Source organism: Pedobacter sp. 22226 (genome assembly GCF_052045455.1).
In the GTDB taxonomy this organism is placed as follows: Bacteria; Bacteroidota; Bacteroidia; order Sphingobacteriales; family Sphingobacteriaceae; genus Pedobacter; species Pedobacter jeongneungensis.
On the sequence record NZ_JBQEPB010000008.1, the window covers coordinates 284,917 to 309,443 of the forward strand.

A 24,527-nucleotide genomic window follows, 5' to 3' on the forward strand; every position below is an offset into this window, starting at 1 on the left:
GCTAAAACATTTATTTGAATACTTTTGCCTAACAATTTCGAAACATGGATAATTTTAGAAGACCGCAACGCGCAAAAGAGAATAATGAGTTTGTATTTGGCATCAGGGCCGTAATAGAAGCCATTAAAGCAGGAAGAGATATTGAAACCATTTACCAGCAACGCGGTTTGGGCGGCGAATTATTTTTGGAGTTGAAAGCACTTTTGAAAGATACACTGATCCCGTTAAATTCTGTACCGGTAGAAAAACTGAACCGGATGTCGCAGAAAAACCACCAGGGGGTAATCGCCGTAATTTCGCCGATTACTTACCAAAATATTGAAGATATAGTTCCGGCGGTTTTTGAAAAAGGAGAGGTGCCATTAATTTTGGTTTTAGATAGCGTAACCGATGTGCGCAACATGGGCGCAATTGCCCGTACCGCTGCCTGCGTAGGCGTTCATGCCATTGTAGTGCCTTTAAAAAATGCTGCGCAGATCAATGCTGATGCGATTAAAACTTCAGCAGGTGCGTTGTTTAGTATCCCGATCTGCCGTCATAGTAATTTACACAAAACCTGTCTGTTTTTGCAGGAAAGTGGTTTACAAATTGTAGCTTGTACTGAAAAAACAAACGATTTTATATATTCCCCTGATTATACCATGCCTACCGCAATTGTAATGGGATCAGAAGATGAAGGCATTTCTAACGAGCTTTTAAGAGTGGCCGATCATTTGGCTAAAATACCAATGGCCGGTAAAATCGAATCGCTCAATGTGTCTGTTGCTGCAGGCGTAATTTTATACGAAGCGGTTAGACAGCGGGGGAAGTAAGGAGGGATGTAAGATGGAAGAGGGAAAATGGAAAAGGGAAAATGGATGATGGAGAATTGATGTAAAAGGGAAAATGTAAGATGGATGATGGGCAACTGTGCTACATCATCCATCTTACATCTCACACCTTCCATTCTAAATAAACTTGTTTCCGAAGCGTGATTTTACTTCTGCAACAAACTCTTTAACACGTTGTTCTTCATCACGAGGGCAAATCATTAGCATATTGTTATTTTCTACCACAATATAATCGTGCAATCCCTGTAAGATCACCAGTTTATCTTTCGGAACATTAACCATACAGTTCGACGAATCGAACATAATGACCTGTTCTGAAGGGATAACCGCATTGCCAACGTAATCTTTCTCTGCCATTTCGTAAATAGAAGCCCAGGTGCCTAAATCAGACCACCCGAAATCAGACGGAAGTACATAAACATTCTCGGCCTTTTCCATAATGCCAAAATCGATCGATATATTGGTACATTGTAAATAGGCATTATTGATAAACGTTTTTTCGTTTTCGGTATTCAGTTCCGATCGGCCCAAACTGAATATTTCATACATATCAGGCAGGTGTTTTTCAAAAGCGTTCAAAATGGTTTTTGCCGACCAGATAAATATTCCCGCGTTCCAAAGGAAATCACCACTTTGCATAAATGATTTTGCTAAATCAAGGTTTGGCTTCTCTGTAAAGGTTTTAACTTTATGCAGATCGGTGTCGGTATTAAGCACATAATCAGTGTGTTGTATGTAGCCATAACCAGTATCCGGACGATTTGGTTTAATACCCAGCGTAATTAAACAATCATTTTTAGAAGCTGCATCCAACGATTGCTCAATCGATTGTACGAAGCCATCTATATCGGCAATGGTATGATCAGAAGGCGCTACAACGATTGTGGCATTTGGATTTAATTCGGCAATTTTTAAACTGCCATATGCAATGCATGGTGCTGTATTTCTAAGTAGGGGCTCAGCCAGGATCTGGTTAGGACTTAACTGCGGCAACTGTTCTTTTACGAGGTCAGAATAAATCTCATTCGTAACTATAAAAATATTTTCAGGAAGACAGATTTTTAAAAACCTGTCGTACGTACTTTGTATTAAAGTTTTACCTACACCGAAAAAATCGATAAACTGTTTTGGGTATTCTGTTCTGCTTACCGGCCAAAAGCGACTTCCGACGCCACCGGCCATAATTAATGCATAATAATTTTTATTCATTTTTTATTTTAAAAATTACACAATTCCTTCGTTAAGGAGATCGTGTAAGTGGATGATGCCAAAGTAAGTATTTTGTTCCAGAACTAACAATTGTGTTATATTGTTTTGTTTTATAATGTCTAAGGCATCAACTGCCAAAGCATCAAATTGTATGCTCTTAGGGCTTTTACCCATAATATCTTCGGCTTTTAAACCAGCAATAGAATTATTGTTTTCCAACATTCTCCTGATATCGCCGTCGGTAATCACACCCAATACATGGTTAGCTGAATCAACAACAGCAACAGCCCCCAAACGGTTTTTACTAATTTCAATCAGTACATCTTTTACAGATGCAGTTGGGCTAATAGATGGTTTTTCGTTTGATAGAGCTAAATCCCTTGCTTTTAAGTAAAGTTTTTTACCCAATGATCCTCCCGGATGGTATTTGGCGAAATCTGCTTCATTAAATTCCCTGCATTCGAGCAGGCAGATTGCCAATGCATCGCCCAGTGCCAATTGTGCAGTGGTGCTGGTGGTAGGGGCTAAATTATGTGGACAGGCTTCTTTTTCGAACGAAGTATTTAAAATCAGATCAGCTTGTTCTGCCAAAAATGAATTTAATTCGCCAACCATCCCGATCAACAGATTATTAGACGTTTTTAGCAGCGGAACCAATACTTTAATTTCGGGTGTATTCCCACTTTTCGATAAGCAAATCACAATATCATCAACCTGGATCATACCCAAATCACCGTGTATGGCATCTGCAGCATGCATAAAAATTGCAGGTGTACCTGTTGAATTGAAAGTAGCCACCATTTTTTGCGCAATAATGGCACTTTTCCCGATACCGGTTACAATTACCCGTCCTTTGCCCTGTAAAATACTTGATACGACTTTTTCAAAATCGTTATCGAGATTCTTTGCAACATTTAATATTGCTGCTGCTTCGAGCTCTAAAGTGCTTACAGCCGATTGAATTATTGATTTTTTACTTTTCAAAGAGAAAATAATTGTCTGTTAATACTTGAAATTCTTGTAAAATTATGTTATTTTGGATACAAAAATAGCATCGCATATTTTATTACACAAAATGGACGTGAAAAAGTCGTTATTTGATAACCTACAAAATTTCTTCGGGTTTGATAATTTCAAGGGTGATCAGGAGTCGATCATTACAAATATTTTAGAAGGCAATAACACTTTTGTTATTATGCCAACAGGTGGAGGGAAGTCTATTTGCTATCAGTTACCCGCTTTAATGAGCGAGGGAACAGCAATTGTTATTTCTCCATTAATTGCATTGATGAAAAACCAGGTAGACCAGTTAAGGGCTTTTGGTGGAAATGACAGTATTGCACATTTTCTTAATTCATCCCTAAATAAATCTGAAATTACTCAAGTTAAATCTGATCTTTTAAGCGGTCAGACCAAATTATTGTATGTTGCGCCCGAATCCCTGGCGAAGCAGGACAATATTGAATTTTTAAATCTGATTAAAATCTCCTTCGTTGCAGTTGACGAAGCGCACTGTATCTCTGAATGGGGGCACGATTTCAGACCAGAATACCGTAAAATCAAACAGGTTATTGCGGGTTTAGGAGATAATATTCCAATTATTGCATTAACAGCTACCGCTACACCAAAAGTGCAGCAGGATATTATGAAGAACCTGGGGATGACGGAAGCAACATTGTTCAAATCGTCGTTTAACAGGCCAAACCTGTTTTACGAAATCCGCCCTAAACGTGATATTACCAAAGAGATTATCAAGTATATTAAATCAAATCCGGGTAAATCGGGGATTATTTATTGCCTCAGCCGTAAAAAAGTAGAGGAAGTTGCCGAAGCCTTAAACCTGAACGGAATCAGCGCTTTGCCTTATCACGCGGGTTTAGATCCCAAAGTGCGGGCCGAAACGCAGGATAAATTTTTGATGGAAGATGCTGAGGTTATTGTGGCCACCATTGCCTTTGGCATGGGGATCGATAAGCCGGATGTTCGCTTTGTAATCCACCACGATGTGCCTAAAAGCATGGAAGGTTACTATCAGGAAACGGGTAGGGCCGGACGTGATGGTGGGGAAGGTGTATGTATCGCTTTTTACTCTCAAAAAGATGTAGATAAGCTGGCCAAGTTTATGAAAGATAAACCGGTTTCGGAACGTGAAATTGGTACGCAGATATTAAAAGAAGTGATTGATTATGCAGAGTCGGGCGTTTGCAGGCGTAAGCAGATTCTTCATTATTTTGGTGAAAACTTTAACGAAACTGGCTGTAATTGCATGTGCGACAATTGCAAAAAGCCTAAAAAACAGTTTGATGCTGAAAACCAGTTATCTACCTTATTAAAGTTTATAGAAAAATCAGGCGAAAAATTTGATGATGCACATTTGTTGAACGTTTTCTTAGGCTTAGAAACCGCACAAACCATTGCCTATGAGCATAGTAAAGTGCCCGAATTTGGTGTTGGAAAGGAAGATGGAGAACTGATGTGGAAATCGATCATCCGCCAGGCTGTTTTAAACAACTATCTGTATAAAGATATCGATAATTATGGATTATTAAAATTAACCAAACAGGGCAGGGATTTTATTGTAAATCCTTACAGCCTAAAATTTATATTAAACGAACCAATAGAAAGTGGTGCCGATGACGACGATGACGATGTAAAACAGGGCACTGGAGCATTAGACACTCATTTGTTATCGTTGCTTAAAGATCTCCGGAAGAAAATTGCCAAGCAGAAAAGTGTGCCACCATTTGTTGTTTTCCAGGATCCATCTTTAGAGGAAATGTGTACGCATTATCCGATTACAATGGAAGAACTTCGCCAGATTTCGGGTGTAGGTTCTGGTAAAGCCATGAAATTCGGAAGTCCTTTTATCGAATTGATCAAAAAATATGTAGAGGATAACGATATCGAGCGCCCGATTGACCTGATTATTAAAACCCAGGCCAATAAATCGCAGATGAAGGTTTCGATTATCCAAAATATCGACAGACAGATCGGCTTAGAGGATATTGCTGATTCAAAAGGCATTACCTATGAAGAAATCCTTAAAGAAGTAGAATCTATCGTTAATTCTGGCACCAAACTCAACCTGAATTATTTCATTGATGAAGTAATTGATGACGACCGCCAGGATGAAGTTTTCGATTATTTCAGGGCAGCAGAAAGCGATTCTATAGACGAAGCACTGAACGAATTAGGCGAAACCGATTACACCCGCGAAGAAATTCAACTGATGCGGATTAAATTTATGTCAGAACTAGGAAATTAAAAATTAGACGTGAGATATGAGAAGTTAGATTTGAGATAAACTCACATCTCATGTCTCACATCTCATGCCTCACATCTCAACTATGCTTAACTATTTAGATAAATTAAAAAATACAGATTCAGGGAATTTCTTTTTAATGGCTGGTCCATGCGCTATCGAAGGCGAGGATATTGCCATGAGAATTGCTGACAAGATTATAAATATTACCGATAAACTGCAAATTCCATATATTTTTAAAGGCTCATACCGGAAAGCGAACAGAAGTAAAGGCAGTTCTTTTACGGGCATTGGTGATGAAAAAGCCTTGCGCATTTTAGAAAGAATCGGTAGAGAATTTGGTGTGCCAACCGTTACCGATATCCACGAAAGTGGAGAAGCGGCCATGGCTGCAGCTTATGTAGATGTATTGCAGATTCCTGCATTTTTATGTCGCCAAACCGATTTATTAATCGCTGCTGCCGAAACCGGCAAAGTGGTAAACGTTAAAAAAGGCCAGTTCCTTTCTGCCGGTTCGATGAAATTTGCGGTGGAGAAAGTAAAAGAAGCCGGAAACAATAAAGTAATTTTAACCGATAGGGGCAATACCTTTGGTTACCAGGATTTAATTGTTGATTACCGTGGCTTACCCGAAATGCAGAGTTTCGGCGTGCCTGTGGTGATGGATTGTACGCATTCTTTACAACAGCCCAATCAAAGCAGCGGCGTTACTGGTGGTAAACCCGAATTGATTTCTACTATCGCCAAAGCTGCCATTGCAGTAGGTGCGGATGGTTTATTTATCGAAACACACCCTGATCCGGCCAATGCAAAATCGGATGGTGCCAATATGTTGCACCTGGATTTACTGGAAGAAACATTAACCAAACTGATCAGGATCAGACAAGCCATACTATAATTTTGAACAGCCCGAAAGTATTTCTCACTGCCGGATGGCGAAAACTGGCTTTGGCGCAATATGCGGTTGATAAAGAAATACTTTCGAAATATTTGCCCCCGCACACCGAACTGGATGACTGGCAGGGGAAATATTATGTGAGTTTGGTTGGTTTTATGTTTGTTGATGTAAAGCTGCTTGGCTTTAATATTCCCTTTCATACCAATTTTGAAGAGGTTAATCTGAGGTTTTACGTCAAATTTAAAGATGGCGAAACCTGGAAACGGGGAGTAGTATTTATTAAAGAATTTGTGCCTAAACCAGCCATTACCTTTGTTGCCAATACCATTTACAAAGAAAATTACCAAACATTCCCGATGAAACATGTTTGGATTGAACAAGGGCACCAGCTCGAAGTTAATTATTCATGGAAGAACAAAGACTGGCATAATTTTTCTGTAACTGCTTTTTCAAAAGCTGAAGAAATTTTAGCTGGTAGTGAAGAAGAATTTATTACCGAACATTATTGGGGGTACACTAAAATCGGAGCCAACAGAACTTCCGAATATGGCGTAGAGCACCCTCGCTGGCTGGCGTATCCGGTAAAAGATTATAAAATTAATGTCGATTTCGGAATTAATTATGGAAATGATTTTGTTTTTTTAAATGAAGCTGAACCCAATTCTGTATTCCTGGCAGAGGGATCTGAAATCAGAGTATTAAAAGGGAAGAGATTTTAGTTGCTATTACTTACGAATCGTCTATTATATAGAAATCGTCATCTCGACCATAGTGGAGAGATCTACAGTAGAATTCTCAGTTTCGCTTTGCTCCAGTCAAAATGACGACTTTTTTTATAGCATGATGGATTCTGAAACAAGTTCAGAATGACGGATCACATTAATCCTATCGGTTGGTGTCTCACCAACCGAAATAAATCTAAACCTTCGTAATCACAAACGATGTTCTCCGGTTATTTTTCCTTCCCAATTCCGTTTTATTATCTGCAATCGGTTTACTTGCCCCAAAACCTTTAAATGTAAGTCTTTTCGCATCAATGCTATTTTTAACCAAATATTCGTAAACGGCATTGGCACGGTTAAACGATAGTTTCTCGTTCAGTTTATCATCTCCAACATTATCGGTATGGCCCTGGATTTCGATCTGAACAGTTTCATTTTGGTGCAGGAAATCAATAAGCAGATCCAGTTCGCGGATAGACGAGGGCAAAAGATTAAATTTATTGGTATCGAAAAATATATTTCTTAAGGTAACATTTCCGCCTGGCTTAATTTTTTCAATATATACTTCAATCTGGTAAGGTTTATTGATGTCGCCGGTTTTGAGTTCGAAATTTTCTGAATAAAACATATAGCCTTCCGCATTAACATTAAACAGGTAATCACTTCCCACGGGCATTACAGCTAAAAACTGACCGGTTTCAGGATCGGTATAGTCATCAAAAACAGTTTTATTGGTTTTTAAATCCACTACCTGCACATTGCTTTCTATCGTTTTTTTTGTGTCTTTGTCCCTCACGATTCCCTTTACATAAGAAACTTTTGACGGTTTTGCTGATTCCGGTATGCCAAAACTATAAATATCCTGCAAACCAAATCCCCCTTTTAAATTTGAGGAGAATAATCCGAAATTTCCATCAGCGCTTACAACTAAACCACTTTCATCTTCGAAAGAATTGATTGGATAGCCTATATTAACAGGTTTATGCCATTTGCCATCGTTATCCATGCGGCTGTAAAAGATATCTTTATTTCCAAATCCCGGCCAGCCATCTGAAGAGAAATACAGAGTTTTCCCATCTGCATGCAGAAAAGGGGTATTCTCATCGTAAATGGTATTGATATCAGGGCCGAGGTTTACAGCTGGTCCCCATTTTGCATCATCGGTAATGGTACTTTTCCAGATATCATAACCACCTGATCCACCCGGGCGGTTGCTGATAAAATATAATGTCCTGCCGTCCGGACTGATTGCAGGCTGCGATTCCCAATATTCTGAATTAACAGGTTTTCCGATGTTATAAGGTTCGCCCCAGTCTTTTCCTTCGCGGTGCGAAACATAGATATCGCACCTGCCCAAGCCATCAGGACGGTTGCAACCTGTAAAAAATAAATATTTACCATCAGGAGAGATGGTTTGTGCACCTTCATTATATCGCGTCGTATTTATTTTACTGGATAAGGGCGTAGCGACGTCCCATTTATTGTTTTTAAGCTGTGAAGTCCAGAAATCTTCATTTCCATTCATCTGGCGCGTAAAAACCAACGTTTCACCATCTGCAGTTAAAGCAGGAAAATATTCGGCATCTGCTGTATTTACACCTTCACCTAAATTTGTTGGGCTATATTTTACTGGTTTCTTTATTGCTGTAGATGCGAAATCACAATCAAAAACATATTTTTTAGCTTTTTTAGCCCGATCGGAAGAAGTATCTTGTGCTAAAAATTCTTCAAAATGCTGTTTTGCCTTTACATAATCCTGCGTAGCAAATTCGGTTTCGGCCAGGCCATAAATTACAGCAGGGGCAACCGCTTTATTAATGAGGATGGCTTTTTCATAAGCTGCCATGGCTTCGGTATATTTCTTTTCCGCTTTATAAACACCAGCAAGCACAATGTAGGCATTCTGAAACAACGGATCAGCTTCAACAGCAGTTTTTAATACCAGCTCGGCACCTGCATAATCCAGCTTATCAATCAACGGACCTGCTTTTTCAAAAGAAATCTGTGCTTTTTTGTTAGGCGAACTTTGCCCGAAACAATAAATGCTCAATATGCTAAGGAACAGGACTAAACAAAATTTCATTACATTAACATTTGGTATAAAGCTAATGTATTGTTTTTAAGGAATATTTAAAAATTTGTGTGTTTGCAGAGAAATTTCCCATTTAGGGTTGGCCATCACATAGTCAATAATTAAAGGTGTAATTTCTTTTGATTTAGACCACTCCGGCTGAAGGTATAATTTGCAGGTAGGCGATACCATTGCGGCATATTCTTCGGCCCATTTAAAATCACTTTTATTAAAAACGATTACCTTTAACTCGTGTGCAAAAGGAGTAATATCTGGCCTTGGTGCTTTAAATTTCTTTGGCGATAAACAGATCCAGTCCCAATTGCCCGAAAGGGGATAAGCTCCGGAAGTTTCAATAAAAGTTAAAATTCCTCTATCTTTTAATTTATTGGTCAGGTAATCCAGGTTATAAATTAATGGTTCGCCACCGGTAATTACAACCGCTTTGCCCGGAAATTGATCGGCATTTTCTACAATTACATCAGCTGGCGTAAGCGGGTGCATATCAGCATCCCAGCTTTCTTTTACATCGCACCAGTGGCAACCTACATCGCAACCTCCCAGGCGGATAAAATATGCTGCTTTTCCGGTATTAAATCCTTCGCCCTGTATGGTATAAAATTCTTCCATTAAAGGAAGTAATGTGCCGTCTTCTGGTATGTCTTGTTTCATTTTTGAGGATGCAAATATCCTAAAAAAATATGGTGATGTGGTTCCTCTTTCGAAATTTAATGGAAAGATGAAATAAGACTGATATTTATTTGCCGTATTTTAGCATAATGAAGTGGTTTAAAGCGCTAAATAACAATCAGATTCCCCGGGTAGATACCATTAAAACCATGGAGGTTAATGGAAAACAGATCTGTCTGATCAATAATGAAGACAAAATTATTGCCACTCAGTCGCATTGTCCGCATGCTGGCGGCCATTTTAGTGGTGGCTGGTGTAAAAACGGAAACCTGGTTTGCCCGATTCATCGTTACGAGTATAGTTTAACTAATGGAAGAGGAGCTGAAGGTCAGGGAGATTATATTAATATTTATCCTACAGAATTACGTGAAGATGGATTGTACATCGGTTTTGAAGAGAGTTGGTGGAGTAAATTGTGGGGATAAAGGTTCATTTGTCATTGGCCTATTGGTTAACTGGTTGATTGTTTAAATCGGTTAACTGTGGCGGTTAACTGTTTTCAAACGCCAAATAAAAAAACGTCATCTCGACCGGAGCATCGCGAAGTGGAGAGATCTATTTGTTTATCTTCCATCACCATTTTACATCTTCGATCATTAAAGATCCTTCACTGCGTTCAGGATGACAAAATGGAATGGAAAAAACTTTTTTTGTGCCTTGTAGTCTAAAATACGCAGGCAGCTCTCAACCGTTAAATAAAAAAAGCGATCCAAAAATGAACCGCTTTCTCTGCTTTATCCTATTCAGCTTTAAGCTTAAGAATATATTTCTTTTCTGGCCGATGCCAATGTATTTTTCAATAAACCTACAATTGTCATTAAACCAACGCCGCCAGGAACAGGAGTGATGTAAGAGGCCTTAGGCGCTACATTTTCAAAATCTACATCACCATATAACTTAAAGCCAGATTTAGTTTCTGTAGAATTTTCGCGGTTAATGCCTACATCAATAATAATGGCGCCTGGTTTAACCATATCAGCAGTAACAAAGTTCTTTTTGCCAATTGCTGCAATCACAATATCGGCCTGTAGTACCTGTTCTTTTAAATCTTTAGTGCGTGAGTGGGTAAGCGTTACGGTACAGTTACCCGGATTGGCATTACGGGCCATTAATATACTCATCGGACTGCCTACAATGTTACTTCTGCCAACCACAACGCAATGCATTCCGGTAGTATCGATACCATATTCCTGTAACATCAGTAAAATGCCATAAGGTGTTGCCGGGATAAAGCAAGGTAAGTTGCGCATCATCCTGCCCAAGTTTACAGGATGGAAACCATCTACATCTTTGCGGTGATCAATTTTTTCTGTTACTTTTTCAGGATCGATATGTTTTGGCAAAGGCAATTGAACAATTAGTCCATCTACATCATCATCCTGATTAATTTCTTCAATTTTAGCCAGTAATTCTGCTTCTGTTACCGAATTATCATAACGATGAAGCGAAGATTTAAAACCTACTTTTTCGCAGTTTTTCATCTTGCTGGCCACATAAGTTTCGCTACCACCATCATTACCAACTAAAATGGCAACCAAATGTGGCTTGCGACCTGTTTTATTTAAAAATTCTGCAGCTTCTTCTGCAATCTGAACTTTAACTTTTTCTGATACGTATTTACCGTCTAATAATTTCATGTTTAAAGATGTGAGAAATGAGATTTGAGATTTGAGATCAACAAATTGTCTAATATCTCATATCTCAAATCTCATATCTAATTTCTAATCTAATTTCAAAACCGCCATAAATGCCGTTTGTGGAATTTCTACGTTACCCACCTGACGCATGCGTTTTTTACCTTTTTTCTGTTTTTCCAATAACTTACGTTTACGGGAAATATCACCACCATAACATTTGGCCGTTACATCTTTACGTAAAGCACTCAATGTTTCGCGGGCAATAACTTTAGCACCGATAGATGCCTGAATTTTGATTTCGAACTGCTGGCGTGGGATTAATTCCCTCAATTTCTCACAGATTTTCTTTCCGAAATCGTAAGCATTGCTACGGTGGATTAAAGATGACAATGCATCAACCGGCTCATCATTTATTAACATGTCTAAACGAACCAGATCCGATTTGCGGTAACCTGTTTGATGGTAATCGAAAGAGGCATATCCTTTAGAAATCGTTTTCAGTTTATCATAGAAATCGAATACAATTTCGCCCATTGGCATTTCGAAAACCAATTCTACACGGTCCGATGTTAAGTATGATTGATTAACAATGGTTCCTCTTTTCTGAATACAAAGTGACATTACAGGACCAACAAAATCTGCTTTCGTAATAATGTTAGCTTTGATATAAGGTTCTTCAACAGAATCCAATTTACTTGGGTCGGGTAAATCAGATGGATTATTTACAAAAATTTCATCGCCTTTGGTTGTATGAGCAATGTAAGATACGTTCGGAACCGTAGTAATTACCGTCATATCGAACTCACGCTCCAAACGTTCCTGAATAATTTCCATGTGCAACATACCGAGGAAACCGCAACGGAAACCAAAGCCTAATGCTGCAGAACTTTCAGGTTCAAAAACGATAGAAGCATCGTTTAATTGCAACTTGTGCATAGCTTCACGCAATTCTTCAAACTCATCAGTATCAACAGGGTAAATACCGGCGAAAACCATTGGTTTTACCTCTTCAAATCCCTGAATTGCATCTAATGATGGTCTTGCAGTTGTCGTAATCGTATCGCCAACTTTTACTTCGCGGGCTTCTTTAATACCCGAAATAATATAACCCACGTCTCCGGTTTTAACCACATTGCGTGGCGACATATCCAGTTTCAAAATACCTACCTCATCAGCCAGGTATTCTTTTCCGGTATTGATGAATTTTACTTTATCGCCTTTTTTAATCTCGCCATTAACTACTTTATAGTAGGCAATAATCCCTCTGAAGGAATTAAAAACGGAGTCAAATATCAATGCTTGTAATGGTGCTTCCGGATCGCCTACAGGTGCAGGAACACGGTCTACAATCGCCTGGATAATATCAGGGATGCCCATTCCGGTTTTACCCGATGCAGGAATAATATCCTCACGTTTACAGCCGATTAAATCAATAATCTGGTCTTTTACTTCCTCGGGCATTGCCCCTGGTAAATCCATTTTATTTAAAATCGGGATAATTTCAAGATCGTGCTCTAAAGCTAAATATAAATTGGAAATGGTTTGAGCCTGAATACCTTGCGAAGCATCTACAATCAATAAAGCACCTTCACAGGCTGCAATTGAACGCGATACCTCGTACGAGAAATCCACGTGGCCCGGCGTATCGATCAAATTGAAATTGTATTCAATATCGCCAACTTTATAGTTCATTTGTATGGCATGACTTTTAATGGTAATGCCTCTCTCACGCTCTAAATCCATGTTATCGAGCAATTGCGCCTGCGCTTCACGCTGCGAAATCGTCGCTGTATATTCTAATAACCTATCAGCCAGGGTGCTCTTGCCATGGTCGATATGTGCAATAATGCAAAAATTACGTATATGCTTCATCTTTGCGCAAAGATATGGTTTTTAATGGAAAATATAAGAGGGAAAATGGAATGCTAAAAAGGCCGAATTTTTATTGTTTTAAAGCGCAAAAGCGATGTTTCTACGATTATTGTAGTCCTGTTTTTAATTCATTGCAATATTGCATTTTTCACATGAAGCAGGAAGTTACAGAAGTTAAATTAAACAGGATAAACACGGATAAGGTTATTCTATCTGTGTTCATCCGTGTCCATCTGGGGTTAAAAAATTAAACCATTGTTTTCTTCCATTTTCCTTTTTTGAAAAGGATAAATGCAGCTATTGCAATGCCTGCCTCGGCCGTTGGGATGGCGATAAAAACACCTGTCGGGCCCATTTCTAAATATTTTGCTAAAAAGTAAGCCAACGGAATCTGAAACAGCCAAAAAGCAAAAACATTGATTTTTGTGGGCGTCCAGGTATCTCCCGCACCATTAAATGCACTGCTAAAAACCATTGCAGCTCCGTAAATCACAAAACCAATACTTAAAATTTTTAATGCCTTGCTTGCAATAGCAATTACCTTTTCATCTGCTGTAAAAAATGAGGCAAACAAATGTCCGCAGGTAAGAAATAATACACTTACCACCGCCATGAATATTAAAATATACCTTAAGGTTTGAAAAACAGACTTTTCAGCACGATCTATATGGCCAGCACCCAAATTTTGTCCAACTAAAGTAGCTGCAGCATTGCTCAGGCCCCAGGCCGGCAACATAAAAAACATCATTAAGCGTAAAGCGGTTTGGTAACCTGCTGAACCTTCATCGCCGCCTGTAGTGGCAACCAGTTCTGCTAAAAATACCCAGCTGCAACTTGCAATTACAAATTGAAAAATAGCTGGAGCAGCAATTTTAACAATCGCTTTAATCTGCGTAAAATCCGGAACAAAATGACTGATCCTTATTTTTAATGCATTTTTGCCGCTAAATAAATTATAAACCTGGTAAGTAACTCCCAAACCACGACCAATAGTTGTGGCAATTGCAGCACCTGTTAAACCAAATGCGGGTACCGGGCCAAAGCCGTTGATGAAAATTGGGCAGAGGATGATGTTGGCAATATTAGCGATCCATAAACTCCTCATGGCGATTGCAGCATTACCCGCACCCCGAAAAATACCGTTAATTAAGAAAAGCAGTACAATAATAATACTCCCGCCCATCATAATGCGTACGAAGGTGATGCCATGATCTGCAGTTTCTGTTGAAGCGCCCATTAATAAAAGAATATCTCTGGCGTAAATGAGGCCGGCGATGCTGATTAAAACATTAACTGCAACTGCAATCACAATGGTTTGCATACCTGCTTTTGATGCCGCCTCAGGGTTTTTCTCGCCAATGCGCCTCGCAACCACTGCAGTAGCAGCCATACTTAAGCCAATGGCCAGTGAATAAATAATGGTTAAAACCGATTCGGTTAAACCAACGGTTTGTATGGCGTGGCTGCTGTTCTCTAAATGACCTACAAAATAGAGATCAACTAAAGCAAAAACCGATTCCATGGCCATTTCCAGCATCATCGGGATAGCCAGTAAAACAATTGCCCTTTTAATACTGATTGAAGTGAGGTCAACCTCGTGACCTTTTAAAGACTGGATCAGAATATCGAAAAATGACGATAATTTGCCCTGTGCCTTTGTAGACTGTGACATATAATAAAAATAAATGTTGATGTATAAACCAATGATACGCAGTTAAGCGTACATACCTAAAATTGAAATGGAGGGAATCCTCGGTTGCTTAAAACCTCAAACGGATTGCAGATACTATCATGGCTCTGGTCTTATTGATCATGCAAAGTTAGCTAAATTTTTGAATTGTCAAATTTTGATGACTAATTTTTATGGAAGTGATTAATTTTTTTAGATTCTTTTTGCCATGGAGACACAAGACGCCCTGATTTTATATTTAGTTAAATTCTTTAGCCTGGTCTCAGCGTCTCGATAGGACCCATTTTATCTCATAATTTTAGTCACAGAGACACGGACTCACGGATTTATAATCACTATTCCTAAATGGCTGAATTACTCTATGTATGTAATATCTTAAACCTGTGTAATTACCTAAATGCTATAGGCTTTAATCATTTCTTCGGTAACTTTTGTACCTCTGCTTGTGTTTAGATCAATCAACACATAATCGAAAACACCATCCGAAGCTACTTTTCCTGTTTTCCGGTTAATAATTTCGAATTGTACTGAACAACCTTTATCATTCATGGTAAGGATTCCGGTTCTAATCAGCATTAAATCGTTCATTAACAGCGGACGTTTAAAACTGATATCAACATGGCTAACCACCCAGCCAAAACCTTGTTTGGTAAAGTGCTCCCAGGGCATACCGTAAAATCTTTCCATTTGTTCATAACGTGCCGCCAGTACATAATCCAGGTATTTACTGTTATGTACATGGTTAAACATATCGATATCATCGGGGCGGACACGTAATTCGCTTTCAAAAATGCTGTATTGATTCTTTTCCAAGGGTAAATGTTTTTTTTGCAAAAGTAAGCTTTTGATGTCTTTATATAAAGATGTCTTGACGTAAAGATATATCACCAATTTTTTGTATTTTTGATGAAATGGGAAAACTCAAATTATATGATATCAATACTCCACGCGAAACAATTGTGGAGGAACGTGATGCTGTTTATTTGAGCCGCACCCCTGAGCAACGCTTTTTTGGTGTTTTGCAACTCAACCACATTTCAGTTACCATGAATGGTGGCCAGCCTTTAAAATCTCCACAAGGCAAAGGGCTTGTAATACGCAAGCCAGCCATATAATTTGCTTTATGTCTTTTGATAAAGAAAATCCTGAAATGCTTTTATTGTTAGAAACATTTGAGCAGTTTAATGTTAATTATCTGATTGTTGGCGGTTTCGCAGTTAACCGGTATGGCTATAACCGTACTACCGGCGATTTAGATATTTATTTAAAGGATACTAAAGAAAACAGGCAGAATTTGATTTACGCTCTTGATAAAATGGGATATGGCAGATATGATATGTTATTGGATGTGCCCATTATTGCTGGTTATTGCGAAGTTTTAATGGATGACGGCATGTACGCAGATTTAATGACGGATATTCCGGGACTTGATAAACAAAAGTTTGATGAGTATTTCCAAATGGCTACAGTAGATGAAATAAACGGTATTAGGGCAAGGTTTCTGCATTATAATCACCTTTTAGATAATAAACGGGCTACCAACAGGCCTAAAGATCAGCTGGATGTTTTAGAATTGGAACGCATCAATAAGAAGAACTAGGTCTCTTATACTGACTTAAGTTCTCTAAACCCGACTTAGCGGAAATCCTTTTAAAATGTGCAGCAACCCTAAATAAGCTGTCGTTCTGAGGGATAATTAATTTTATAAAAATCAATATGAATGACCGAAGAATCTTCGCGCAATGATAAGCCGCTAAGTTCGTCATTGCGAGAAGGCTTTTTCAGCCGACGAAGCAATCTTTCTAACAATAATCGCTAGCAGGAAAGATTGCTTCGTCGTTCCTCCTCAGCAATGACGACCTTTCTAAATCTGTCAATGGTAGGTACGAAGAATCTGCAGCTGATGAAACTGATTCTTCGTGCTCAAAATGAAAGGCGTTTTTAAAAGATTGTAGCGAGGGCGGGAGGGCAGCAACCGATTAAAACTAAACTTTGCTTTACCCTTAAATCTGCCCAAAGGGGTTTTGATTTACCAATTAAGAAATACTTGCTTATAATTAAAAATAACCTTATCTTTGCGCCACAATTAATTAATTTTTATTGCTTTAATATTATTCAAGAAATGTATTTAAGTCCAGAAAAGAAAGCCGAAATCTTTAAACAACACGGCGAAGTAGAAACCAACACTGGTTCTGCAGAAGGTCAGGTAGCGTTATTTACATACCGTATTGCGCACTTAACAGAACACTTAAAGAAAAACCGTAAGGATTTTTCTACTCAGTTGTCACTTCAAAAATTGGTAGGTAAACGCCGCGGTATTTTGGCTTACCTGTACAAAAAAGATATTGAGCGCTATCGTGCTATCATCAAAGCTTTATCGCTTCGTGATATCATTAAACAAAAATAAGCGAATTTTATCAGCGAAAGCCATTCTTTAGGGAATGGCTTTTTAATTCCCTGTTAATTTTTTTAACGGGTTTTATTATAGATAGGCTTTTTTAATCTTATCTTCGTTTGCAAAAACAAAAACATATATAAACAACGGTGTGTAGAAAGAGGAAAACACACCATAATTCTAATTAAATGAATGTAATAAAAAAATCGTTCGATTTGGGCGATGGCAGAATTGTAGAAATTGAAACTGGTAAACTGGCTAAACAAGCTGATGGTTCGGTTGTAGTGAAAATGGGCGATACCATGTTGTTGGCAACTGTTGTATCTACTGTTGGTGCTAAACCAGGTACTGATTTTTTACCATTATCGGTTGATTATCAGGAAAAATACGCGGCTACAGGCCGTATCCCGGGAGGCTTTTTACGTCGTGAAGCAAGATTATCTGATTATGAGGTATTAATTTCACGTTTGGTAGACAGAGCTTTACGTCCAATGTTTCCAAGCGATTATCACTCTGATACACAAGTGATGATTTCTTTAATCTCTGCTGATAAAGATATTATGCCAGATTGTTTGGCAGGTTTAGCAGCATCTGCTGCGTTATCAGTTTCTGATATTCCTTTTAACGGTCCGATTTCTGAAGTGCGTGTTGCTAAAATTGATGGTAAGTTAATTATCAATCCAAAAGCTAGCGAATTGGAGCGTGCAACTTTAGAGTTTATGGTTGCCGGTTCGGCCAACGATATAGGCATGGTTGAAGGTGAGTGTGATGAAATTCAGGAAGATGAAATGGTTGAAGCTTTAAAATTTGCGCATGATGCAATTAAAGTTCAATGTGCTGTTCAGGTTGAATTAACCGAAGCAACCGGCAAAACTGTTAAACGTGAATATAACCACGAAGACCATGATGCTGATTTAAAAGCTAAAGTATATGCTGATACTTACGATAAAGTTTATGCGGTAGCAAAAGCCGGTGGCAATAAAGATGTACGTAAAGAAGGTTTTACTGCCATTATTAACGAATTCTTCGAAGCAATGCCAGAAGATACTGCAGATTTAACCAAAGCAATGGCTAAACATTATTATCATGATGTTCAGTACGATGCGATCAGAAATTTATTGTTGGATGAAGGTATCCGTTTAGACGGCCGTAAAACAACTGAAATCCGCCCGATCTGGAGCGAAGTTGGTTACTTACCTGCTGCTCACGGTTCGGCTGTATTTACACGTGGCGAAACGCAATCTTTAACATCGGTTACCTTAGGTAGCAAAGATGATGAACAAATGATTGATGGTGCTTTCTTTAATGGTTATAACAAATTCTTATTGCACTATAATTTCCCTGGTTTCTCAACCGGTGAGGTTAGACCTAACAGAGGCGCAGGCCGTCGCGAAATTGGTCACGGTGCTTTAGCACAACGTTCATTAAAAAAAGTATTACCTCAGGGTGAAGCTAATCCTTATACTATCCGTATCGTTTCTGATATTCTAGAATCTAACGGTTCTTCATCAATGGCAACTGTTTGTGCTGGTACACTGGCGCTTATGGATGCAGGGATTAAAATCAAATCGCCTGTTTCTGGTATCGCAATGGGTTTAATTACTGATGAGAAAACTGGTAAATACGCAATTCTTTCTGATATTTTAGGTGATGAAGATCATTTAGGTGATATGGACTTTAAAGTAACTGGTACTGAACATGGTATTGTTGCTTGTCAAATGGACTTGAAAATCAATGGTTTATCTTACGAGGTGTTAACTAAAGCTTTATTACAGGCTAAAGATGGTCGTTTACACATCTTAAACGAGATGAAGAAAACCATCAGCTCGCCTAATGAAGATTATAAGCCACATGCTCCACGTATTGTATCTTTAACTATTGATAAAGAATTTATCGGTGCAATTATTGGCCCTGGAGGTAAAATTATTCAGGAAATGCAGCGCGAAACCGGTGCTTCAATTTCAATCGAAGAAGTTGATGGTAAAGGTATTGTAGAAGTATTTGCCGATAATAAAGCAGCTATTGATGCCGCAGTAACCCGTATCCGTAATATCGTTGCTAAACCAGAAATTGGTGAAATTTACCAGGGTAAAGTAAAATCAATTATGCCATTCGGTGCATTTGTTGAGGTTATGCCAGGCAAAGATGGTTTATTGCACATCTCTGAAATTTCATGGGAACGTTTAGAAACCATGGATGGTGTGTTAAAAGAAGGTGATAAAATCGAGGTTAAATTATTAGATATCGATAAACAAGGTAAAATGAAACTTTCGCGCAAAGTTTTATTACCAAGACCAGAAAAACCAGCTGCGCCACAAGCATAGTCCGGTATTTTATAAAACAAAAAAAGGCTGATTCTAATACCGAATCAGCCTTTTTCGTTAAGTAAATAACTTATTTAATTTTTACTCCGTTTTTATAGGTAGTTTTTTTGGTGATTTTCCCATTTTCATCCTGACAAGTGCTTTCTCCTTCCTGTTTGCCATTTACATAAGTAAACTGGCATTTTAATTTCCCGTTTGGAAAATAGTTTTTCCATATTCCTGTAAATAAGCCTTTCTCATAAGCGCCTTGCTCATCAATAGCTCCGCCAGGATAGTATAAGGTATATAAACCTTCCAGTTTATCATCAACATAGGTGTACGATTCTTTTACACTTCCATCCGGATGGTATTTTTTAAATGCACCTTCTTTTATTTCTGCAAAATCTCTGTAAACAAATTTCTCTTCCCCACTAATGGCACCGTTTTCATAATAATATTTCCAGATCCCGTTTTTCTTATCTTTTGTAAAATTCCCCGAAGCTTTCAAATTGCCATTTTCATAATAGTAATTGGCAATGCCATCTCTTTTGCCTTTTTTCCAGTTTTCTGATAAGCTTGTTTTTCCGTTTCCATAAAATTGTTTGCATGTACCTTCCTGTAAACCATCTTTCATCCCACAGGGCTTTTCCTTTTGAGAAAATGCCTGAAAACCCGAGAAAACAAAAGATAAAATTAAAATATACTTTTTCATTGGTTGTTTTTTTGCCTAAAATACCATAATTATGCATTCTTGAAAAACAAAAAACAACATCTAATTTACTTATTGAAAATGAGAAACTTAACCTTTACCTTTTTAGTGCTAATGTTTGTTAGCACACTTGTTAAGGCACAAAAAGCAGCCTATTATCCCCAGGTTCCTTTTGATTCTGTGGATGCAAAAAGTAGGCTTGCACTCGGAAAATCTACCATTGAAGGAACTGCTTTTACCCGATTGAAAAATGGCTATGGTATGAAAGTCGGTTCGAAAATTTTGGCCAAAAATGTGGAGGTAACCCTTTATCCTGTAACTGCGTACTTTGAAGAATGGTTTAACCTCCGTAAAAAAATGGAAAATAAAAAAAACAGTGTGTATATGTCTGAACAGGCTTTCCGTTACCGGATTACCATTAAAACAGATGATTATGGACGGTTTAAATTTACACAGATGAAACCTGGCAAATATTTTATTCAATCTTTCGCAAGTTATTCACGCAGTGGTTCTGTTCCGGTTTACAGGGGAAGCGGCTATAACAGCTATGGAGGCAGAACAGATTATTACGATTATCAAAGTTATACAAACAACTATTCGGATCGGGTAGAAGAATTTGTAGAAGTGACCAGGGATGGACAAGCAATTGAAATTAAATTACACTAGGCTAAAAACCCTTTCCAAATCGAAAGGGTTTTTAGTTTATAACGATTTCCCTATCTTTATAAAATGAACTATATAATCGCCCCATCCATACTTTCTGCAGATTTCGGCAACTTACAACGCGATATTGAAATGATTAACCAGAGCGAGGCCAACTGGTTCCATGTTGATGTAATGGATGGTGTTTTTGTACCCAATATTTCTTTTGGTTTTCCGGTAATGGCCGCTGTTAAAAAACATGCCGCCAAACCATTGGATGTACATTTAATGATCGTTGAGCCTGATAAATATATTGAGGAATTTGCCAATGCAGGAGCAGACAGGATAACCGTTCATTACGAAGCCTGTACTCATTTACACAGAACAATCCAATTGATAAAGGCATCTGGCTGTAAAGCGGGTGTGGCTTTAAATCCGCATACTCCTGTAAGCTTGCTACAGGATGTAATTGAAGATCTGGATCTTGTGCTGATTATGTCGGTTAATCCGGGTTTTGGCGGACAAGCTTTTATCCATAATACCTATAAGAAAATTAAGGATTTAAAAAACCTGATTCGAGGTGTTAATGAGGATTTGGTTATCGAAGTTGACGGTGGTGTTGGTTTACAAAATATTGCTACATTAGTATCGGCAGGTGCCAACGCTTTCGTAGCCGGAAATGCAATTTTTGCAACAGAAAATCCAACAGAAACGATTGCTAAGATGAAACAATTAACCAGTAATGCTGTGAGCATTTAATTGTTTTATTACTAAATTGATTATTGAAAATGGAGTAGTTGGTAGGTCATCTTCTTACTTAATACTCTGGTTTTGATATTAAATTACTTATCTCGATACCTAAAAATGCTCAAATTCCGGCTATTCCTTTTTTTTCTAATCGCTGGTTGCAGTTTTGCTGTGGCTCAGCCTTTAGTCAGGGTTTCGGGGATAGTTTATAACGATGAAAAATTACCGCTCTCTCAGGTTACCGTTATTGTTTTAGGGCAGGCACAATCAACGGTTACAGATGAATTTGGCGTTTATACCATTTATTCCAAATCTAAAACATTCAGTATAAAATATTCGCTTTTAGGTTATCAGCCTCAAACCATTAAATTTAATGAGCGTTCTGGTGCGCGGATTATCAAGCAAGTGAGCTTAATTGCTAATATTAATGAGTTAGAGCAGGTTAATATTACTAATAAACAGAACCAGTTAAGCAATACCACCACCATCAACATTGCCGATGTAACTTCGATGCCGCTGGTTTCAGGTAATTTCGAAACCATGCTCAAAACCCTGCCTGGAGTATCAACCAATAACGAATTAAGCGCTCAATATAGCGTTAGAGGAGGGAATTTTGATGAAAATTTAATCTATATCAACGATGTAGAAATTAACCGGCCGGTGCTAATCCGTAACGGACAGCAGGAGGGACTAAGCTTTATTAATTCAGACCTGGTAAGTAAGGCAAAATTCTCAGCCGGTGGTTTCGAAGCGAAATATGGCGATAAACTTTCATCAATCTTAGATATTAAGTATGATAAACCCGATAGCAATCAAACTACAATAAGTACCAGCCTTTTAAATACCTCATTAACTACAAAAAAAGTGTTTAAAAACAGCTTTTTATTGGCTGGTTTACGTTATAAAAATAATTCAAGTGTGCTCATCAAACAAGATGAAAAAGGAAGTTACAGTCCAAATTTTGCAGATGCCCAGCTACTTTATCAGTACGATTTTTCTCCAAAATTCAATATCAGTTATTTAGGGAGTTTCAACCTTGGTCAGTTTAAACTGGTGCCCACAAACAGGGAAACCCAGTTTGGTACATTAAGCACTACTTTAAGGTTAAATGTAGATTATACGGGGCAGGAAATTGATGATTACCAAACCTTGGGTAGTGCCATTACTGCTACTTATTCGCCCAAACCTAATTTGGTAATCAAATTTATCAATAGTTATTTTAATACCATTGAAAGGGAACGATTCGATATTGATGGCAGTTATATTTTTGATGAAATAGATAATAGCTTTGTGGGTGAGAATTTTGGACCGGTGAATAAAAACAGGGGCATTGGTAGTTATTACAATTATGGACGAAACAGCTTGAATACCAAGGTGTTTTCTTCAGAAATAAAGGTTGACCAGAATTTTGATAACCATGTTTTTTCCTGGGGTTTAAAATTCGACAGATCAAGGTACAACGATCAGTTGCATGAATATAATTATACCGACTCTGCCGGCTTTATCTTGCCAAACAATTCGAAGAACATTATCTTGCAAAATGTAATTAATGTACAAAACAATATCGACATTAAAAACTACAGCGCTTACATTCAGGATAGCTATTCACTTTCTAGTTCAGCCGAATTGCAGCTGGGAGCACGCGCTACTTACAGCTCGCTAAGCAAACAATTGTTAATCAGTCCGCGGTTATTGATTGCTTATCGTCCAAATTCGAACAATAAAATCCTGCGGTTTTCAGCAGGGGTGTACAAACAACCGCCATCTTACCGTACCATCCGCGATTTTTCCGGTCAGTTAAATATCAGCCAAAAAGCCCAGAGTTCTTATAATACTTCGCTGGGTTACGAATATGCTTTTGACGCTTTCGGCACCAGGTTAAAGTTTACTTCCGAAGCGTATTTTAAATATTCAGACAGGTTGATCCCTTACAAAATTGATAACCTGAGGATTAAATATCTGGCTAATGAAGTATCACAGGGATATGCTTATGGTGCCGATTTTAGCATTGGCGGTGAATTTGTAAAAGACCTGGTTTCCTATTTCAGAATGTCGGTAATGCATGCCAACGAAGATATTATAGGTGATAGTTACGTAGAAAACGGCACTACAATTTACCCTGGCTATTTAAAACGCCCCACCGATCAACGTTTAAATTTTTCCATATTTTTTCAGGATAAACTGTTAAATAGTCCAACTTATAAGGTTCACTTAAATGCCCTTTATGGCTCCAGGTTGCCAATCGGTCCATCGCAAACCCCCAGGTACCTCGATAAGTTTTTTATTCCGTCTTATAAACGTGTAGATATCGGCTTTTCAAAAGATTTTCTGGATGATGCCGCTTTGCATAAACCAAAGTTCCTCGATAAAAATTTCAGCTCGGTTATTCTGTTTTTCGAGGTTTTTAATATGCTGAACATCAATAATACAATTTCTTATCTCTGGCTAAAAGATGTCGATAATGTGCAATATGCCATTCCCAATTATTTAACCGGACGGCAGTTTAATTTAAAATTGATTGTAAAATTAAAAAATTAAGTTTCGTTAACTGCAAAATGCCAACTGAAAACTAAGAGCTGCTAACTGCAAGCTGCAAACTGATATGAGCGTTACCCATGCTGCGCAAGGGTCAGGCTTTTCAGGGCTGCGCTTCGCTCCGGTACCGATGAAGGATCGGTACTGAACCCTTACAATCCTTAACGCGAACCCACCGTTTTGAGATCCTCTTTGAGTTTTAGTTAGATCAGTAAATTCATTAGTACATTATACAAATCGTATTCTGCTTTTCAACTGGTTTAGAGAGCTGATTTTGCATTTAAACTAACCATATTTCGAAAATATTATAGGTTT

Annotated in this window: 21 protein-coding genes; 12 read left to right on the top strand and 9 right to left on the bottom strand. The window is 38.2% G+C overall.

The window, feature by feature from the left end:
* Positions 1-44 precede the first annotated feature (44 nt).
* Positions 45-812, top strand: coding sequence for a 23S rRNA (guanosine(2251)-2'-O)-methyltransferase RlmB (gene rlmB / locus ACTJKC_RS19275; protein WP_440794459.1), 768 nt, complete (start codon positions 45-47; stop codon positions 810-812).
* Between the two features lie 135 nt (positions 813-947).
* On the opposite strand, the gene ACTJKC_RS19280 is transcribed toward rlmB, so the two are convergent.
* On the bottom strand, positions 948-2,039 hold the full coding sequence (locus tag ACTJKC_RS19280) for a mannose-1-phosphate guanylyltransferase (RefSeq protein WP_344853825.1): 1,092 nt from the start codon (positions 2,037-2,039) through the stop codon (positions 948-950).
* A 15-nt stretch (positions 2,040-2,054) separates the two neighbouring features.
* Positions 2,055-3,023 carry a KpsF/GutQ family sugar-phosphate isomerase gene (locus ACTJKC_RS19285; RefSeq protein ID WP_344853826.1) on the bottom strand — a complete coding sequence of 323 codons (969 nt, stop codon included), beginning with the start codon at positions 3,021-3,023 and terminating at the stop codon, positions 2,055-2,057.
* 91 nt (positions 3,024-3,114) lie between these two features.
* Between ACTJKC_RS19285 and recQ the strand changes: the two genes are divergently transcribed.
* The 3 genes from recQ (at position 3,115) to ACTJKC_RS19300 (ending at position 6,918) form a co-directional block, all read left to right on the top strand.
* On the top strand, positions 3,115-5,304 hold the full coding sequence (gene recQ / locus ACTJKC_RS19290; RefSeq protein ID WP_344853876.1) for a DNA helicase RecQ: 2,190 nt from the start codon (positions 3,115-3,117) through the stop codon (positions 5,302-5,304).
* A gap of 82 nt (positions 5,305-5,386) precedes the next feature.
* On the top strand, positions 5,387-6,199 hold the full coding sequence (kdsA, locus tag ACTJKC_RS19295) for a 3-deoxy-8-phosphooctulonate synthase (RefSeq protein ID WP_440794460.1): 813 nt from the start codon (positions 5,387-5,389) through the stop codon (positions 6,197-6,199).
* Positions 6,200-6,201: 2 nt separating this feature from the next.
* Entirely contained in the window at positions 6,202-6,918 is a 717-nt protein-coding gene (locus tag ACTJKC_RS19300) for a YqjF family protein (protein ID WP_440794462.1), read from the top strand.
* 199 nt (positions 6,919-7,117) lie between these two features.
* Here ACTJKC_RS19300 and ACTJKC_RS19305 read toward each other — a convergent pair whose 3' ends face one another.
* A complete protein-coding gene (locus ACTJKC_RS19305; protein WP_440794464.1) occupies positions 7,118-9,004 on the bottom strand; it encodes an OmpA family protein in 1,887 nt (628 codons plus the stop codon).
* Positions 9,005-9,040: 36 nt separating this feature from the next.
* On the bottom strand, positions 9,041-9,664 hold the full coding sequence (locus ACTJKC_RS19310) for a 7-carboxy-7-deazaguanine synthase QueE (RefSeq protein ID WP_440794466.1): 624 nt from the start codon (positions 9,662-9,664) through the stop codon (positions 9,041-9,043).
* A 107-nt stretch (positions 9,665-9,771) separates the two neighbouring features.
* Between ACTJKC_RS19310 and ACTJKC_RS19315 the strand changes: the two genes are divergently transcribed.
* Complete coding sequence (locus ACTJKC_RS19315) at positions 9,772-10,107, top strand: Rieske (2Fe-2S) protein (protein ID WP_344853832.1); 336 nt, start codon at positions 9,772-9,774, stop codon at positions 10,105-10,107.
* Positions 10,108-10,437: 330 nt separating this feature from the next.
* Here the strand turns inward: ACTJKC_RS19315 and ACTJKC_RS19320 are convergent, their stop codons facing one another.
* From ACTJKC_RS19320 to ACTJKC_RS19335, 4 genes are all read right to left on the bottom strand, one after another.
* Positions 10,438-11,319, bottom strand: a complete 882-nt coding sequence (locus ACTJKC_RS19320) for a bifunctional 5,10-methylenetetrahydrofolate dehydrogenase/5,10-methenyltetrahydrofolate cyclohydrolase (protein WP_025146269.1) — start codon at positions 11,317-11,319, stop codon at positions 10,438-10,440.
* A gap of 84 nt (positions 11,320-11,403) precedes the next feature.
* Positions 11,404-13,191: a translation elongation factor 4 gene (lepA, locus tag ACTJKC_RS19325; RefSeq protein WP_344853834.1), complete on the bottom strand. Its 1,788-nt coding sequence runs from the start codon at positions 13,189-13,191 to the stop codon at positions 11,404-11,406.
* Positions 13,192-13,438: 247 nt separating this feature from the next.
* Positions 13,439-14,863: an MATE family efflux transporter gene (locus ACTJKC_RS19330; protein ID WP_440794469.1), complete on the bottom strand. Its 1,425-nt coding sequence runs from the start codon at positions 14,861-14,863 to the stop codon at positions 13,439-13,441.
* A 411-nt stretch (positions 14,864-15,274) separates the two neighbouring features.
* Positions 15,275-15,694 (bottom strand): acyl-CoA thioesterase, encoded by a 420-nt coding sequence (locus ACTJKC_RS19335; RefSeq protein WP_440794471.1) that lies wholly within the window; start codon positions 15,692-15,694, stop codon positions 15,275-15,277.
* Between the two features lie 98 nt (positions 15,695-15,792).
* Here ACTJKC_RS19335 and ACTJKC_RS19340 point away from each other — a divergent pair, with 98 nt between their 5' ends.
* From ACTJKC_RS19340 to pnp, 4 genes are all read left to right on the top strand, one after another.
* Complete coding sequence (locus tag ACTJKC_RS19340; RefSeq protein WP_344853837.1) at positions 15,793-15,996, top strand: hypothetical protein; 204 nt, start codon at positions 15,793-15,795, stop codon at positions 15,994-15,996.
* 8 nt (positions 15,997-16,004) lie between these two features.
* Positions 16,005-16,481: a hypothetical protein gene (locus ACTJKC_RS19345; RefSeq protein WP_440794473.1), complete on the top strand. Its 477-nt coding sequence runs from the start codon at positions 16,005-16,007 to the stop codon at positions 16,479-16,481.
* A gap of 522 nt (positions 16,482-17,003) precedes the next feature.
* Positions 17,004-17,288, top strand: coding sequence for a 30S ribosomal protein S15 (gene rpsO, locus ACTJKC_RS19350; RefSeq protein WP_025146265.1), 285 nt, complete (start codon positions 17,004-17,006; stop codon positions 17,286-17,288).
* Positions 17,289-17,464: 176 nt separating this feature from the next.
* Positions 17,465-19,600 (top strand): polyribonucleotide nucleotidyltransferase, encoded by a 2,136-nt coding sequence (gene pnp / locus ACTJKC_RS19355; RefSeq protein ID WP_344853839.1) that lies wholly within the window; start codon positions 17,465-17,467, stop codon positions 19,598-19,600.
* Positions 19,601-19,670: 70 nt separating this feature from the next.
* On the opposite strand, the gene ACTJKC_RS19360 is transcribed toward pnp, so the two are convergent.
* Positions 19,671-20,291 (bottom strand): toxin-antitoxin system YwqK family antitoxin, encoded by a 621-nt coding sequence (locus ACTJKC_RS19360; RefSeq protein WP_440794476.1) that lies wholly within the window; start codon positions 20,289-20,291, stop codon positions 19,671-19,673.
* Between the two features lie 78 nt (positions 20,292-20,369).
* Here ACTJKC_RS19360 and ACTJKC_RS19365 point away from each other — a divergent pair, with 78 nt between their 5' ends.
* The 3 genes from ACTJKC_RS19365 to ACTJKC_RS19375 all read left to right on the top strand — a co-directional run bounded on the left by ACTJKC_RS19365 (position 20,370) and on the right by ACTJKC_RS19375 (position 24,215).
* Complete coding sequence (locus ACTJKC_RS19365; RefSeq protein ID WP_440794478.1) at positions 20,370-20,954, top strand: hypothetical protein; 585 nt, start codon at positions 20,370-20,372, stop codon at positions 20,952-20,954.
* A gap of 63 nt (positions 20,955-21,017) precedes the next feature.
* Positions 21,018-21,689, top strand: coding sequence for a ribulose-phosphate 3-epimerase (rpe, locus tag ACTJKC_RS19370; protein WP_440794480.1), 672 nt, complete (start codon positions 21,018-21,020; stop codon positions 21,687-21,689).
* Positions 21,690-21,794: 105 nt separating this feature from the next.
* Entirely contained in the window at positions 21,795-24,215 is a 2,421-nt protein-coding gene (locus ACTJKC_RS19375) for a TonB-dependent receptor (protein WP_440794482.1), read from the top strand.
* Positions 24,216-24,527: the final 312 nt, after the last annotated feature.

Coding starts and splice junctions, on each gene's coding strand:
- rlmB (WP_440794459.1), top strand. CDS start 45: ATGGATAATTTTAGAAGACCGCAACGCGCAAAAGAGAATAATGAGTTT.
- ACTJKC_RS19280 (WP_344853825.1), bottom strand. CDS start 2,039: ATGAATAAAAATTATTATGCATTAATTATGGCCGGTGGCGTCGGAAGT.
- recQ (WP_344853876.1), top strand. CDS start 3,115: ATGGACGTGAAAAAGTCGTTATTTGATAACCTACAAAATTTCTTCGGG.
- kdsA (WP_440794460.1), top strand. CDS start 5,387: ATGCTTAACTATTTAGATAAATTAAAAAATACAGATTCAGGGAATTTC.
- ACTJKC_RS19305 (WP_440794464.1), bottom strand. CDS start 9,004: ATGAAATTTTGTTTAGTCCTGTTCCTTAGCATATTGAGCATTTATTGT.
- ACTJKC_RS19310 (WP_440794466.1), bottom strand. CDS start 9,664: ATGAAACAAGACATACCAGAAGACGGCACATTACTTCCTTTAATGGAA.
- ACTJKC_RS19315 (WP_344853832.1), top strand. CDS start 9,772: ATGAAGTGGTTTAAAGCGCTAAATAACAATCAGATTCCCCGGGTAGAT.
- ACTJKC_RS19320 (WP_025146269.1), bottom strand. CDS start 11,319: ATGAAATTATTAGACGGTAAATACGTATCAGAAAAAGTTAAAGTTCAG.
- lepA (WP_344853834.1), bottom strand. CDS start 13,191: ATGAAGCATATACGTAATTTTTGCATTATTGCACATATCGACCATGGC.
- ACTJKC_RS19330 (WP_440794469.1), bottom strand. CDS start 14,863: ATGTCACAGTCTACAAAGGCACAGGGCAAATTATCGTCATTTTTCGAT.
- ACTJKC_RS19340 (WP_344853837.1), top strand. CDS start 15,793: ATGGGAAAACTCAAATTATATGATATCAATACTCCACGCGAAACAATT.
- ACTJKC_RS19345 (WP_440794473.1), top strand. CDS start 16,005: ATGTCTTTTGATAAAGAAAATCCTGAAATGCTTTTATTGTTAGAAACA.
- rpsO (WP_025146265.1), top strand. CDS start 17,004: ATGTATTTAAGTCCAGAAAAGAAAGCCGAAATCTTTAAACAACACGGC.
- pnp (WP_344853839.1), top strand. CDS start 17,465: ATGAATGTAATAAAAAAATCGTTCGATTTGGGCGATGGCAGAATTGTA.
- ACTJKC_RS19360 (WP_440794476.1), bottom strand. CDS start 20,291: ATGAAAAAGTATATTTTAATTTTATCTTTTGTTTTCTCGGGTTTTCAG.
- ACTJKC_RS19365 (WP_440794478.1), top strand. CDS start 20,370: ATGAGAAACTTAACCTTTACCTTTTTAGTGCTAATGTTTGTTAGCACA.
- rpe (WP_440794480.1), top strand. CDS start 21,018: ATGAACTATATAATCGCCCCATCCATACTTTCTGCAGATTTCGGCAAC.
- ACTJKC_RS19375 (WP_440794482.1), top strand. CDS start 21,795: ATGCTCAAATTCCGGCTATTCCTTTTTTTTCTAATCGCTGGTTGCAGT.